This is a genomic window from Streptomyces sp. NPDC007901, from assembly GCF_042959465.1.
GTDB lineage: Bacteria > Actinomycetota > Actinomycetes > Streptomycetales > Streptomycetaceae > Streptomyces.
Window position 1 is genome coordinate 540800 of sequence record NZ_JBIBKW010000004.1, and the last position, 12888, is coordinate 553687.

General features: G+C 71.8%; 13 protein-coding genes and 1 tRNA gene. 5 read left to right on the plus strand and 9 right to left on the minus strand.

The window, feature by feature from the left end:
• Positions 1-98: 98 nt before the first annotated feature.
• Positions 99-785: an MSMEG_4193 family putative phosphomutase gene (locus ACFZDK_RS17095; RefSeq protein ID WP_390973225.1), complete on the minus strand. Its 687-nt coding sequence runs from the start codon at positions 783-785 to the stop codon at positions 99-101.
• Between the two features lie 62 nt (positions 786-847).
• Between ACFZDK_RS17095 and corA the strand changes: the two genes are divergently transcribed.
• Positions 848-1852 carry a magnesium/cobalt transporter CorA gene (gene corA / locus ACFZDK_RS17100; protein WP_390973227.1) on the plus strand — a complete coding sequence of 335 codons (1005 nt, stop codon included), beginning with the start codon at positions 848-850 and terminating at the stop codon, positions 1850-1852.
• 15 nt (positions 1853-1867) lie between these two features.
• Here corA and ACFZDK_RS17105 read toward each other — a convergent pair whose 3' ends face one another.
• Both ACFZDK_RS17105 and ACFZDK_RS17110 read right to left on the minus strand, forming a co-directional pair.
• Positions 1868-2656 carry a ferritin-like domain-containing protein gene (locus ACFZDK_RS17105; protein ID WP_390973229.1) on the minus strand — a complete coding sequence of 263 codons (789 nt, stop codon included), beginning with the start codon at positions 2654-2656 and terminating at the stop codon, positions 1868-1870.
• A gap of 240 nt (positions 2657-2896) precedes the next feature.
• The gene (locus tag ACFZDK_RS17110; RefSeq protein ID WP_390973230.1) at positions 2897-3952 is read right to left on the minus strand and encodes an LLM class F420-dependent oxidoreductase; all 1056 of its coding nucleotides are present in this window, start codon (positions 3950-3952) and stop codon (positions 2897-2899) included.
• A 185-nt stretch (positions 3953-4137) separates the two neighbouring features.
• Between ACFZDK_RS17110 and ACFZDK_RS17115 the strand changes: the two genes are divergently transcribed.
• Positions 4138-5121 carry an aldo/keto reductase gene (locus ACFZDK_RS17115; protein ID WP_390973232.1) on the plus strand — a complete coding sequence of 328 codons (984 nt, stop codon included), beginning with the start codon at positions 4138-4140 and terminating at the stop codon, positions 5119-5121.
• Positions 5118-7334: an ATP-binding domain-containing protein gene (locus tag ACFZDK_RS17120; RefSeq protein ID WP_390973234.1), complete on the plus strand. Its 2217-nt coding sequence runs from the start codon at positions 5118-5120 to the stop codon at positions 7332-7334. The genes ACFZDK_RS17115 and ACFZDK_RS17120 overlap by 4 nt, the downstream gene beginning before the upstream one ends.
• 98 nt (positions 7335-7432) lie before the next feature.
• Here ACFZDK_RS17120 and ACFZDK_RS17125 read toward each other — a convergent pair whose 3' ends face one another.
• A complete protein-coding gene (locus ACFZDK_RS17125) occupies positions 7433-8134 on the minus strand; it encodes a hypothetical protein (protein WP_390973235.1) in 702 nt (233 codons plus the stop codon).
• 47 nt (positions 8135-8181) lie between these two features.
• Between ACFZDK_RS17125 and ACFZDK_RS17130 the strand changes: the two genes are divergently transcribed.
• Positions 8182-8370 (plus strand): DUF5703 family protein, encoded by a 189-nt coding sequence (locus ACFZDK_RS17130; protein ID WP_007380901.1) that lies wholly within the window; start codon positions 8182-8184, stop codon positions 8368-8370.
• An 85-nt stretch (positions 8371-8455) separates the two neighbouring features.
• Here the strand turns inward: ACFZDK_RS17130 and ACFZDK_RS17135 are convergent, their stop codons facing one another.
• The 3 genes from ACFZDK_RS17135 to ACFZDK_RS17145 all read right to left on the minus strand — a co-directional run bounded on the left by ACFZDK_RS17135 (position 8456) and on the right by ACFZDK_RS17145 (position 11246).
• Positions 8456-9397, minus strand: coding sequence for a chaplin family protein (locus tag ACFZDK_RS17135; protein ID WP_390973237.1), 942 nt, complete (start codon positions 9395-9397; stop codon positions 8456-8458).
• Positions 9398-9541: 144 nt separating this feature from the next.
• Positions 9542-9775: a chaplin ChpH gene (gene chpH, locus ACFZDK_RS17140; protein ID WP_390973239.1), complete on the minus strand. Its 234-nt coding sequence runs from the start codon at positions 9773-9775 to the stop codon at positions 9542-9544.
• Between the two features lie 145 nt (positions 9776-9920).
• Positions 9921-11246, minus strand: a complete 1326-nt coding sequence (locus tag ACFZDK_RS17145) for a M20/M25/M40 family metallo-hydrolase (RefSeq protein ID WP_390973241.1) — start codon at positions 11244-11246, stop codon at positions 9921-9923.
• A 211-nt stretch (positions 11247-11457) separates the two neighbouring features.
• Here ACFZDK_RS17145 and ACFZDK_RS17150 point away from each other — a divergent pair.
• Positions 11458-11545 (plus strand) — tRNA-Leu (locus ACFZDK_RS17150).
• 85 nt (positions 11546-11630) lie between these two features.
• Here ACFZDK_RS17150 and ACFZDK_RS17155 read toward each other — a convergent pair.
• Both ACFZDK_RS17155 and ACFZDK_RS17160 read right to left on the minus strand, forming a co-directional pair.
• On the minus strand, positions 11631-11858 hold the full coding sequence (locus ACFZDK_RS17155; RefSeq protein WP_390973243.1) for a DUF397 domain-containing protein: 228 nt from the start codon (positions 11856-11858) through the stop codon (positions 11631-11633).
• Between the two features lie 3 nt (positions 11859-11861).
• Positions 11862-12728, minus strand: a complete 867-nt coding sequence (locus ACFZDK_RS17160) for a helix-turn-helix transcriptional regulator (RefSeq protein WP_089103361.1) — start codon at positions 12726-12728, stop codon at positions 11862-11864.
• Positions 12729-12888 lie beyond the last annotated feature (160 nt).

A 12888-nucleotide genomic window follows, 5' to 3' on the forward strand; every position in this document is an offset into this window, starting at 1 on the left:
CCTGTCTCCATGGGAATCGAGGGTGCGTGGGTTCGGGGGCGACGACGCGACCTGTGCGGTCGCTTACGTGGATCGCTTCACCCTACTGCGCTTGTCGATCACGGCGCGCCGGCGCCGCCACCGACCGGGGCGTCTTCCCCGGGAGGTTCCTCCTGGGGGGCAAGGGAGGCGAAATCCCCGGTGTCCCCGAGACGAACGAGAAACGGCCTGAGGCGGGTGTAACGGATCGCCGTGATGGAACACGGTTCTACGGAGATCCGCTGGAAGAGGTCGAGATGCAGGCCGAGCGCGTCCGCGACGAGGGACTTGATGATGTCACCGTGCGAGCACATGAGGTAGACCGCGCCGGGGCCGTGGTCGCGCTCCACGCGCGCGTTCCACTCGCGCACCGCCTCGGCGGCCCGGGTCTGCATGGCCCGCATGGACTCGCCGCCGGGGAAGGCGGCGGCGGACGGATGGGCCTGGACGACCTCCATCAGCGGCTCGTCCTTGAGTTCGGCGAGCTTGCGTCCGGACCAGTCGCCGTAGTGGGCCTCCCCGATCCGCTCGTCGGTGTGCGCGGTGAGTTGCGGCCGGGCGTCCAGCAGGGGGCGGATCGTCTCCTGGCACCGCTGCAGCGGGCTGGTGACGACCTCGGAGATCGGCAGCCCGGCGAGCCGGCCGGGCAGGGCGGCGGCCTGGGCGGCCCCGCGCTCGTCGAGGGCGACGCCCGGCGTCCAGCCGGCGAGCACCCCGGAGGTGTTGGCGGTGGACCGTCCGTGCCTTACGAGGATCAGCGTGGGCATGCGGCCCAGGGTAGGCGCACGCCGGAGTGCACCGACGGCCGGGCGACGGGACAATACTCTCCGTGATCGTCGACTGTGCCATCTACCGGGACGGGGAGCGGACGGAGACCCCGCAGGACTTCTCCGACGCCCTCGCGGAGGCACGCGCGCGGGGCGACAGCTTCCTGTGGATCGGCCTCTACGAGCCGACGGAGCGCGAGTTCGACCTGGTCACCGACGAGTTCGGGCTGCATCCGCTGGCCGTCGAGGACGCCCTGACCGCCCACCAGCGGCCCAAGCTGGAGGTGTACGACGACTCGCTGTTCGTCGTCCTGAAGCCGGTGACGTACGAGCCGAGGAGCGACACGGTGACCTCCGGGGAGCTGATGCTCTTCATCGGGGACTCCTTCGTGGTCACCGTGCGCCACGGGACGCCGTCGCCGCTCGGGGACATCCGGCGGCATCTGGAGGAGCAGCACGAGATGCTCAAGCACGGGCCGACGGGGGTGCTGCACTCGATCTCCGACGCGGTCGTCGACAACTACCTGGCGGTTGCGACCGAGTTGCAGAACGACCTGGAGGAGCTGGAGACCGAGGTGTTCTCGCCGAGCGGCGGCGGCTCCCGGCACACCGCCTCGCGGATCTACACCTTCAAGCGGCAGATCCTGGAGTTCCGCCGGGCGACCGTGCCGCTGGCGCTGCCCATGACCAAGCTGGCGGGAGTGGGCCCGTACGGCAGCGGGGTGACGGTGCCCTTCGTGCACGCGGAGGCCCGGCCGTTCTTCCGGGACGTCAACGACCATCTGCTGCGGGTGAACGAGAGCGTGGAGGGGCTGGACCGGCTGGTGTCGGACGTCCTCGGCGCCCATCTCGCGCAGATGAGCGTCCGGCAGAACGACGACATGCGGAAGATCTCCGCGTGGGCGGCCATGGCGGCGGTGCCCACGATGATCGCGGGGATCTACGGCATGAACTTCGCCCACATGCCCGAGCTGCACTGGTACTGGTCGTACCCGGCCGTGATCCTGGTCATGGCCTTCCTGGAGACGGTGCTGTACCGGCTGTTCAAGCGCCGCGGCTGGATGTGACGCGACCGGCCGCGCTCAGGCGTACTCCGCTGCGGGGGTGGCGGGGCCGCCGAGGGCGTTCCTGCGCTCGGGCATCCGCAGGGAGACCATGCGGCGCCAGCCGAGGATGCGTTCGTAGGCGTAGACGGCGTGGATGCCGAGCGCGAGGAGCGCGGACCTCGCCCTCGGCCAGCCGAGGATGCGGCCCATGTGGGCCATGACGGCCAGGCTGACGTCCCGGTAGATCCTGATCTCCGCGAGGGCGCAGGCCCGCAGGGTGCGCTGGATGGCGCGGCCGTGCCCGGCGGCGGCGAGGCGCAGCAGTTCCTCGTGGCAGTAGGCGAGGTGGTTGTCCTCGTCACCGGAGATCATGTGCACCGCGCGGCCCACCTCCGGGTGATCCGCGAAGTGCCGGCGCAGCAGATCCATCTGCTCCGAGGCACGTTGTTCGGTGACCCGGCTGTGGGCGAGATAGGTGACGATGTCCGCCGTGGTGAGCGGCCGGTCGACCCTGAGCCGCTCGTGGGCGAGCCCGATGCCGTGCCGCTCCAGGAGCATCGTGTAGTCGGTGTCGGGCGGCACCGGGACGGGGGTGAGTCCGCGCCTTTTCAGCAGGGCGTCGAAGATCCGGCCGTGCTTGTCCTCGTCGGCGCCGTGGCGGGCGATCTTGGGGGCGAGGTCGCGCTCGCCGGGCGGCACCAGCGCGGCGATCCGCCCGTTCTCCCAGCCGCCCTGCGACTCGCCGCCGGCCGCGACGGAGCAGAAGAGCCGGAAGGACGCGTCGTTGTCGAGGATCTCCTGGAACAGACTCCTGGCCGAAAGCATCGTGGGCACCTCTCCGGAGGACTCACCAAACCCGCAAAGAACGAGTCAAATGCCGCATCGAAGGGGCGGCAACAGCTGTGCGGGCGAACTCGTCCCAAAGGAGGAGCCCCCGCGTCACGCCGGGGGCGTAACCGCGCGGGCACGGGCGCGTTGTTCTGCGTGACGGCCGTGGCGGGGAAGACCCCCGAGCCCCCACCACGGCCGCGGACTTCTCCGGCGTACGGGGCGCGTACGCCGTGGCTACGCGAGTCCGGCGCGCTCCACGGCCTCGGCGCCGGCCCGCAGTGAGGCGAGCCGGTCGTCCAGGGTGAAGCCGGCGGGGGCGAGGGACAGCGTGGTGACCCCGGCGGCCGCGTACGCCTTCATCCGGTCGGCGATCCGGTCCACGGACCCGAGCAGCGTGGTCTGGTCGATCAGGTCGTGCGGTACGGCGGCCGCGGCCCCGTTCTTGTCCCCGGACAGGTACTTGTCCTGGACCTCGGCGGCCGCCTGCTCGTATCCCATGCGCCGGGCGAGCTGGTTGTAGAAGTTCTGCTTGCGGCTGCCCATGCCGCCGACGTACAGCGCGGTGTACGGGCGGAAGGTGTCGGCGAGCGTGGCCACGTCCTTGTCGTCGCCGACGGCGAGCGGCAGCGTCGGGCAGATGTCGAACCCGTCGAGGGTCTTGCCGGCCTTCTCCCGCCCCGCGCGCAGGTACTGGACGGCCGTCTCCTCCAGGTGCTCGGCCGAGGGGAAGATCAGCAGCGCGCCGTCGGCGATCTCGCCGGTCTGCTCCAGGTTCTTCGGCCCGATGGCGGCGATGTAGACGGGGATGTGCTCGCGCTCCGGGTGCACGGTCAGCTTGATCGGCTTGCCCGGGCCGCCCGGCAGCGGCAGCGTCCAGTGCTCCCCCTCGAACGAGAGCCGCTCCCGGCTCATCGCCCTGCGCACGATCTCCACGTACTCGCGGGTGCGGGACAGCGGCTTGTCGAACTTCACGCCGTACCAGCCCTCGGAGACCTGCGGTCCGGAGACGCCGAGGCCGAGCCGGAAACGGCCGCCGGAGAGGGAGTCGAGCGTCGCGGCGGTCATCGCCGTCATGGCGGGCTGCCGGGCCGGGATCTGGAAGATGGCCGAGCCGACGTCGATGCGCTCGGTCTGGGCGGCGACCCAGCTGAGCACGGTGGCGGCGTCGGAGCCGTAGGCCTCGGCGGCCCAGCACACGGCGTACCCGAGCCGCTCGGCCTCCTGTGCCACGGCCAGATTGTCCCCGTCCATCCCGGCGCCCCAGTAGCCGAGGTTGATCCCGAGTTGCATGGCCGTACCCCTTACCGATCAGTAACGTCGCTGTTGCGAGAGACCTTAGCGTGGAGATTTTCCGCGCGGGGGACCGGTTCTCGTCCGACCGCGGGCCGTGGGGGCCGCAACCTCCGGTCACCCTGGGGAAATCGGTTATCCACAGGCAACCCAACGCACCAACTCTGGCCAGTAATCTCGCGGTCATGGAGCAGAGGCATCTCGGCCGTACCGGCCTGCGCGTGTCCAGAATCGGACTCGGCACCCTCACCTGGGGCCGGGACGTCGACGAGCACGACGCCGCGGACATGCTGAAGGCGTTCTGGGAGGCCGGCGGGACCCTCGTCGACACCGCGGACGTGTACGGCGACGGAGAGGCCGAGTACCTGCTCGGACAGCTCATAGAAGGCCTGGTGCCACGCCGGGACCTGATCATCTCGACGAAGGCGGGCAGCGTCCCCGACCCCGACCGCCGTTTCAACGGCTCCCGCGGCCATCTGCTCGCCGCGCTCGACGCCTCCCTCGCCCGCCTCGGCACCGACTACGTCGACGTCTGGCACGTGCACGCCTACGACCCGGACACCCCGCTGGAGGAGACCCTCCAGGCCCTCGACCTGGCCGTCGGCAGCGGCCGTGCCCGGTATGCCGGGGTCTCCAACTTCTGCGGCTGGCAGATCGCGAAGGCGGCGACCTGGCAGCTCGCGGCGCCCGGCACGCGTACCCGGCTGGCCTCCACGCAGCTGGAGTACTCGCTGCTCCAGCGGGGCGTCGAACGCGAGGTGCTGCCGGCGGCGCTGGACCTGGGCATCGGCCTGCTGCCGTCCTCGCCGCTGGGCCGGGGTGTGCTGACCGCGAAGTACCGCAATGCCACTCCCCCGGACTCGCGCGGCGCCTCCGAGCATCTCGCGCCGTTCGTCGCGCCGTACCTCGACGACACGGCGGCCCGGATCGTGGACGCCGTGCAGACGGCGGCCGACGGGCTCGCGGTGACCCCGCTCCAGGTCGCGCTCGCCTGGGTGCGGGACCGGCCGGGCGTGGCCGCGCCGATCGTCGGCGCGCGCAACGCGCAGCAGCTCGTCGCGGCATTGTCAGTGGAGGCCCTTACGCTTCCTGACGAGATCTGCCGGGCGCTCGACGACGTGTCGGCGCCCGTGCACCGCTATCCCGATCACGACTGGAGCACGCTGTGAGCACGGAGCCGGGGCTGGGCACAGGGCCCGAGGCCGACGACGAGGGAACCACGGCCGGGGGGACGGCGGGGGACGGAGACCTCACCGCCGGGCCGGCCGGAGCGAGCGAATCCCCGGCTGCCGAGGGCGGCGGTCCGGACGGCGTCGGTGGAGCGGGCGGGGTTCAGGAAGAGGCCGCCTCCGGCTCCGCGGAGGCCGGTGGGTCCGGCTCCGCGGACGCGCCCCAGCGGTCCGAGGCCGAGGCCGAGTTGGCCGCTCAGCGGCTCGAGCGGGAGCGGATCGAGCGGCGGAAGGCCGAGCGGAGGGGGCCCGTCGAGAGCGGCGCCAAGCTCAGCGGCAAGGCGGCCGACCTGCTCGCGGCGATCCGCGCGGTGGAGGGCGGCGAGAAGCCGGCGACCACCGTGTTCGCCGCCCCGGATCCGGCGCCGCGCCCGGCGGCCCCCGCCCCGGAGGCCGTCCGCCGGCCCCAGCCCGCACCGGCCGCCGCGGCACCCGCCACGGAGACGATCGCGACGGTACGGGGGATCCTGGCCGAGGGCGGCGCGCCCGAGTCGCTCGCGCCCCAGGTCGCCGCCGCCCTCGGCGAGGGGGCCGACGCCCTGCTCCGGGAGGACCCCTGGCAGCTGCTCCGGGTCACCGGTGTCCGGCCGGACCAGGCCGACGGGTTCGCCCGGGCACTGCTCGGCGCGGAGTGCGGTCCGGACGACGAGCGGCGCGGCCGGGCGGTGACCGGCTGGCTCCTCGAACAGGCGGCGGTGGCCGGGCACACCGCGCTGGAGATGCCGGCGCTCACCGCCGCGCTGGCCCAGCAGGCGGTGCCCGACCCGGAGGCGGCCGTACAGGACGTGATCGCCGAGGGCGAGGCGCTGGTCTTCCAGGACGCCCTGGATCCGGGCGCTCCCGAACCCGAGGACGGCGAGGAGGAACGCCCGGTCCGGGTCCTGATCGCTCTGGAGCGGTACGCACTGGCCGAGGAGAGCCTCGCCGACGGCCTGGCCCGGCTGGTCAACTCCCTGGCCAAGGACGCCTCGGAGCGCTGGGAGGAGGCCGCGGCGGCCGCCTCCGGCGGTGCGGCCGAGCTGGTGCGGGCGGTCGCCGGGCACGGCCTGGTGCTGCACACGGGCGGGGAGGCGGCCCGCGCCGAACCCGCGGCGCTGCTGGCCGCCGCCCGGACCGCCGGGCTGCGCGCCTGCGCCGTCACCCACACGTCCGAGGGACGCCGGCGGCTGGCGGCGCTGCTGGAGGACGGTGGTGAGCGAGCCGTCGGGACGGTCGCCGGTCTGCTCTCCGGCGCCGAGGGTCCCGGCCGGGACGCGGACGGGGCGCTCGACCTCGACCTGCTGATCGTGCTGGACGCGCCCCAGCTGGACGTGGAGGGCGCGGCCATGCTCGTGGAGGCGCTGCCCGACGGAGCCCGGCTGGTGCTGAGCGGGGATCCGGCGGTGCTGTGGTCGGCCGGGCCCGGGCGGGTCTTCGCCGACCTGCTGGCGGCCCGGGTGTGCCCGCAGATCGCGTCCCGCACGCCCGACCCCGGCCCGCTCGGGGAGCTGGTCTCCGGGATCGGCGTCGGTGAACTCACCCAGGTCGAGGCGCCCGGCAAGGAGTTGGTGATCGTGCCGGTGCGGGACGCGGGCGAGGCGGTGCACCGGACGGTGCAGCTGGTCGCCGACTCGGTGCCGCGTGCGATCGGCGTCCCCGCCGAACAAACCGTGGTGATCACCCCGGGCCACGGCGGAGCGGCGGGCACCCGCGCCCTCAACCCGGCGCTCAAGGAACGGCTCAATCCGGGCCCCGGCCGGTTCGGCGGCTTCGACCCCGGTGACCGGATCGCCTACTCCCCCGCGCCGGGCCGCACGGTCCCGGGCCAGGTGGTGAAGGCGGACGCCGACGGGCTGCACCTGTCGTGCGCGGGCGTGCCCCTCGTCGTACCGAAGGAGCGGGTGGAGCAGTCCGTCCGGCAGGGCTGGGCGCTCACCGCCCACCAGGCGGCGGGCAGCCGCTGGCCGGCGGTGGTCGTGGTCCTCCCCGGTGACGCGGCCCCGGCCCTCAGCCGCCCCTGGGTGTACACGGCGTTCAGCCGGGCCGAGCGCCATCTGTCGGTGGTCCACGGCGTGGAACAGGCCCTGCCGAAGGCGGTGGCCGAGACCCTGCCGAAGCCCCGCACCACCCGTCTGCCGCTGCTGCTCAGGACCCAGGTCCCGGCAGCGAACTGACCGGCCTCCCCGCCGCGACGACGATCAGCCGCCACGGCTCCGGCCTGCGGTGCCTTCCCGCCTGAACCTCGCGGAAGGCACCGCGGCCGGCCACGGGGTCAGCGCTCGGCGTCCAGCGGCTCCAGGTCCTCGTCCTCGTCGAGGTCGACTTCCTCCAGCTCGTCGGCGTCCTCGGCGTCGTCGGTGTCCTCGTCGTCGAAGACCGCGCTGACGTCGAACCGGCACACCACCCGCTGCGGGTCGACCGCCTCGAACGGTGTCTCCAGCCACTCCCCGGGCTCGGCCGGCTCGTCCGCCGCGGTCACCCACAGCGTGGAGTCGCCCTCCTCCAGGCCGAACTCCTTGTGCCGGGAGGCGATCTCGTCCGGTTCGAACTCGCCGAACAGGATCCCCAGCGCTCCGTGGATCGTGCCGGCGGCGTCCGCGTCCGTGCCCGGGCCGTCGTCGTACTCCGCCGCCTCGACCCGCTGGGCCTGCGCCAGCAGCCGCTGCGGCTCCGCCACGGCGTAGTCGCGGCGGATCAGCACGCTGATCGCGTTCGGCTCCTCGGGGCCCGCGTACGGGGGCAGCGAGTCGTCCGTACCGGGGATCTCGAAGGGCGTGACCTCGTCGTAGCGGTCGTAAAGGAGCTCGTCGTAGACCTCGGCGGCCGCGGCCAGCTGGTTGAACGCCTCGTAGACAGCCGGGTCGTCCTCCCCCGACCTGCGTTCGACCGCGGCCAGATGGCGGTCGAGCGCGGTCTTGACCGCCTCGGCGGCGGCGCGTACCTCGGCAGCGGTGGGCTGCGCAGCATCAGACATAGTGCAGACGCTATCCGTACCGGGCACCAGCCCGCACAATAGATGCGATGCCGGAATACGAATTTGTCGACGTGTACGTACCTCGCGGGGTCTCCCGCAAGGACGCCACACGTCTGCTGACGGACCATGCCGAGTACGGACACTGGGAGTTGGACCGACTGAGCCTCATGCGCGACGGCAGCCGCAGGGTGCGGTTGCGCCGGCGGATCATCCGCCAGGTGCGTGCCACATGGTGAGATTGGCCGACTGACGGAAGGGGCCCCGTGTCGACGGGGCCCGTTCCGTACCACGCACCGGTGCCGGTGCGTCACCGTCCGTGCGCTACGCCGCGGCGCGCGCCCTGCGGTACAGCACCGCGCCCGCGAGCAGCGCGCCGACGCCCGCCGGGGCCACGAGGCCCAGCGGCAGGTCACTGCCGGTGTGCGCGAGTTGCCCGGCCGTGACGGGCTGGCTCACGGAGGCGCTGCCCAGCGGGCCGACGAGGGTGGCGCCGTGGGCACCGGTCGGGACGGTCCTGCTCCCGGAGTGAGCGGGGGGCGTGCCCGGGTGTCCCGGAGTCCCCGGGTGCCCCGGCCGGCCCGGCGTTCCGGGGTTCCCCGGCTTCCCGGGCGGTGTGCTGCCGTGGCCGCCGTGCCCAGGAGGCGTGCCGTACCCGCCATGGCCGGGCGGCTGCGTGGGGTGACCACCGCCGGGAGACCCTGGGTGCCCCGGGTACCCCGGGTGCCCGATGTGTCCGGAACCCCCGTCGTTGGCGCACTCGTTGCCCACGGCGGTGTTGCCGACGCCGATGACGTCGACGCTGTTGCCGCACGCATTGACCGGAACGTCGACCGGCGCCTGCACGGTGTTGCCCGAGCCGACACCGGGCGAACCTGTGGCCTGTCCCCCGGCGTGCGAACCCCCGTGGCCACTGTGGCCCCCGTGGCCGCCGTGACCCCCGTGGCCGCCGTAGCCACCGGGACCGCCGTAGCCACCGTGGTCTCCGCCGTGGCCGTGGCCCGCCGAAACACCGCCCCCGCCGCCATGGTTGGCGCACTTGTTGCCCATCGACGGGTTGAGGACGCCGACGACGTTCACGGTGTTGCCGCAGACGTTCACCGGCACGTGCACCGGCGCCTGCACCGTGTTGCCGGAGAGCACGCCGGGTGAGTCGGCGGCGGAGCCGACCGCCCCCGAGTCGGCGTGGGCGTATCCGCTTGCCGCGGCGATCACGCCGGTCGCCGCGGCCACTGTCATAAGGCCCTTACGGGTACCCTGTCGCATTTCTGAATTCCCCTGCCTCGGATCCTGACCTTGCATTCCGCACGGACATTCGTTCGGAAAAAGCCCGCGGAAAAACCGGTCGGCCCCGGAGCGCATGGCGCGCGCTCCGGGGCCGACGGGAAGACGCCCCTCAGGGAGTCGGCGTCACTTGTTGATGCAGGTGTTGCCGAAGGCGGGGTTCAGCAGCCCGATCACGGAGATCGTGTTGCCGCAGACGTTCACCGGGACGTGCACGGGAACCTGGATCACGTTGCCGGACACGACACCCGGGGAATGCACGGCAGCGCCCTGGGCACCCGAGTCGGCGACGGCCAGGCCCGCACCCGCGAGAACCAGACCACCAGTGGCAGCCGCAGCAGCGACGACCTTCTTGAGCATTATTCCTCCTTGTTGGCAATGCGATTCGCAGTAGCGGATCACATCTGGAGTAACGAGGAGGGAGTAATGGAGCTACGAGCTTATCGTCGCATTCACTCTTCTCATTCGGCCTCGTACAGCCGCCCGATTATATGAAGCCAGGACTTTACGACGCGTCGATGAAGCGGTCGAGCACGCGCACCCCGAACTGCAGCCCGTCCACCGGCACCCGCTCGTCCACGCCGTGGAACATGCCCGCGAAGTCCAGCTCCGGCGGCAGCTTGAGCGGCGCGAAGCCGAAGCCGCGGATGCCGAGGTCGTCGAAGGACTTGGCGTCGGTGCCGCCGGAGAGCATGTACGGGATCGCCTTGGCGGTCGGGTCCTCGGCGAGCAGCGAGGACTGCATGGCCTCCACCAGGGCGCCGTCGAAGCTGGTCTCCAGCGCCTTGTCGGAGTGCACGTCCGCGCGGACCACGTTCGGGCCGAGGATCCGGTCGAGGTCGGCGAGGAACTCCTCCTCGTGGCCCGGCAGGAAGCGGCCGTCGACGTGCGCGGTGGCCTCGCCCGGGATGACGTTGACCTTGTAACCGGCGTTGAGCTGGGTCGGGTTGGCGGTGTTGCTGAGGGTCGCGCCGATCAGCTTGGCGATGCCGCCGAGCCGGGCCAGCGTCGACTCCATGTCCTCCGGGTCCAGCTCGGTGCCGAGCGCGTCGCCCAGCTCGTCGAGGAAGGCCCGGGTGGTCTTGGTGACCCGCACCGGGAACTTGTACCGGCCGAGCCGGGCCACGGCCTCGGACAGCTCGGTGATCGCGTTGTCGCGGTGGATCATCGAGCCGTGCCCGGCGGTGCCGGCCACCTTCAGCTTCATCCAGTGCATGCCCTTCTCGGCCGTCTGGATGAGGTAGAGCCGCCGCTGCTCGCTCACCGTGAAGGAGAAGCCGCCCACCTCGCTGATCGCCTCGGTGACCCCCTCGAAGAGGTCCGGGTGGTTGTCGACCAGGTGCCGAGCGCCCCAGGTGCCGCCGGCCTCCTCGTCGGCGAGGAAGGCGAGGACGATGTCCCGGGGCGGCTTCCGGCCGCTGCGCAGCCGGTCCCGTACGACCGCCAGGGTCATGGCGTCCATGTCCTTCATGTCGACGGCGCCCCGGCCCCACACGCACCCGTCCGCGACCTCGCCGGAGAAGGGATGGTGGGTCCAGTCGTCGGCGTTGGCCGGTACGACGTCGAGGTGGCCGTGGATGAGGAGAGCGGGCCTGGACGGGTCCGCGCCCTCGATGCGGGCCACCGTCGAGGCGCGGCCCGGGTGGGACTCGAAGATCTTCGGCTCGAGGCCGACCTCCGCGAGCTTCTCGGCGACCCACTCGGCCGCCTTGCGCTCGCCGGGACCGGAGTGGTCGCCGTAGTTGCTGGTGTCGAACCGGATCAGCTCGCGGCAGAGGTCGACGACCTCGTCCTCGCCGGTGACGCCCTTGGCCGTGTCCGTCTCGCTCACGTCGTTTCCTCCTGCTGTCACTGGCGGCCGGTCCCCGCCATCCTCTCTCCCTTCCCGCTCCGAGCCCAAGGCCGGTCCCGGCCCGTCACACGCCGTTCACGCCCGCCCGGCCGGAAACGGGGTGTGATCGGCCGCCCCCGAAAGCCTGGTAGTGTTTCCTTCGTCGCCGCGAGGGAAACCCGCACGGAAGATCTCGTGCGACACACACCTTGTCCGGGTGGCGGAATGGCAGACGCGCTAGCTTGAGGTGCTAGTGCCCTTTATCGGGCGTGGGGGTTCAAGTCCCCCCTCGGACACCACGAAGAAACCCCTGCTGAGCAGGGGTTTCTTGGTTTTTCTGGACAGAGCGCTGTCGGCGACCACCTTCCGGTGGGCGCCGCTCTCTCAGTCGAGGCCGCCTATTCGGCCGTCACCGAGGGCCACGGCGGAGGTGAACGCGCGGAGCGCGGTGCGGTCCAGCAGGAGCGCGGGCCCGTCGGGCCACTTGCTGTCGCGGACGGCGACCGTCGCCCCGTCGACGATCCCGCATTCCACGCAGTCGGACTGTGATGCGGACGCCGAGGACTTCCACCAGGTCACCGGCAGAGTCGACGCGTCGTCAGCGTGCTTCATTCCTTATTCGTTCTTCCTTATCTGGGTGATCAGTTCCACCGACGCCTCGACGGACTCGGCGGCAGACGTGAGGCGTTGCCACGCGGCCCGGTGCGTGGAGACCCGATCACGTTCCTCGATGTACAGGGCGGAGGTCAGCCCTTCCTGGTGGACGACGTCCAGATCGGTGTGCGGACCGAAGCCCAGGATGCTGAAGGTGCCGGTGAGCCCGGCGTGCAGGGGAGCGTCCGACCGCAACACCTGGATGTTGATGTTCGGGCGCCGCCCCATCGTAAGCAGGCGCCCCAACTGCTCGTACATCAGGGCGGGATCCTCGGTGGTGGAGCGCAGGGCCTGTTCGGAGATGATCGCCCAGAGCGCCAGCGGGTCGCTGTCCCGGGTGAGGACGGCCTGGCGTGCCAGCCGTACCTCGACGAGCGCGTCGACCCGTGCCTCGACCGCCTCGGACATGGCGGTCGCCCGGATGATCTCGCGGGCGTACTCGGCGGTCTGGAGCAGTCCGGGGACCATGCCCAGCTGCCAGGTGGAGACCGTCTCGGCCTCCGCCTCCAGGCTGATGAGGTCCTCGTACACCGGGGTGAGGACACCCCGGTACGAGTGCCACCAGCCGCGCCGGCCGCCCTCCTTGGTGAGCGTGATCAGGGCCGCGCGCAGCTCGTCGCTGACGTCGCGGCCGAGGTCGCCGTACAGATGGAGCAGCGCCTGGATGTCCGCTGCCTTGGGGGCGGTCTTGCCGGTCTCCATCCGGGACAGCTTGGAGGAGACGAACGCGCCTTCGGAGTGCTCGGCGACCTCGTCGAGGGTGAGTTCGCCACGCAGCTCGCGCAACTTCGCACCGAGCCGTCGCCGGCGCACCGTGGGCGTGCTCACGGATTCCCCCTTCTGTCCGGTGAACTGCCCGACAGTCTGCCCGTGCCGCACCAACCCTCGCCACCGACTGACGACTTGTGCCGCAAGTCTCTCGCGTCGATGCGCAATTTTTCACATCCCGTGGGACGTATTGCGATCGACTGTGCCGTGAAGGCACCAT

Bases quoted from the DNA above. Each gene is read 5' to 3' on its own strand.
- ACFZDK_RS17095 (WP_390973225.1), bottom strand. From the start codon at position 785: ATGCCCACGCTGATCCTCGTAAGGCACGGACGGTCCACCGCCAACACC.
- ACFZDK_RS17105 (WP_390973229.1), bottom strand. From the start codon at position 2,656: ATGCTTTCGGCCAGGAGTCTGTTCCAGGAGATCCTCGACAACGACGCG.
- ACFZDK_RS17110 (WP_390973230.1), bottom strand. From the start codon at position 3,952: ATGCAACTCGGGATCAACCTCGGCTACTGGGGCGCCGGGATGGACGGG.
- ACFZDK_RS17115 (WP_390973232.1), top strand. From the start codon at position 4,138: ATGGAGCAGAGGCATCTCGGCCGTACCGGCCTGCGCGTGTCCAGAATC.
- ACFZDK_RS17125 (WP_390973235.1), bottom strand. From the start codon at position 8,134: ATGTCTGATGCTGCGCAGCCCACCGCTGCCGAGGTACGCGCCGCCGCC.
- ACFZDK_RS17130 (WP_007380901.1), top strand. From the start codon at position 8,182: ATGCCGGAATACGAATTTGTCGACGTGTACGTACCTCGCGGGGTCTCC.
- ACFZDK_RS17135 (WP_390973237.1), bottom strand. From the start codon at position 9,397: ATGCGACAGGGTACCCGTAAGGGCCTTATGACAGTGGCCGCGGCGACC.
- chpH (WP_390973239.1), bottom strand. From the start codon at position 9,775: ATGCTCAAGAAGGTCGTCGCTGCTGCGGCTGCCACTGGTGGTCTGGTT.
- ACFZDK_RS17155 (WP_390973243.1), bottom strand. From the start codon at position 11,858: ATGAAGCACGCTGACGACGCGTCGACTCTGCCGGTGACCTGGTGGAAG.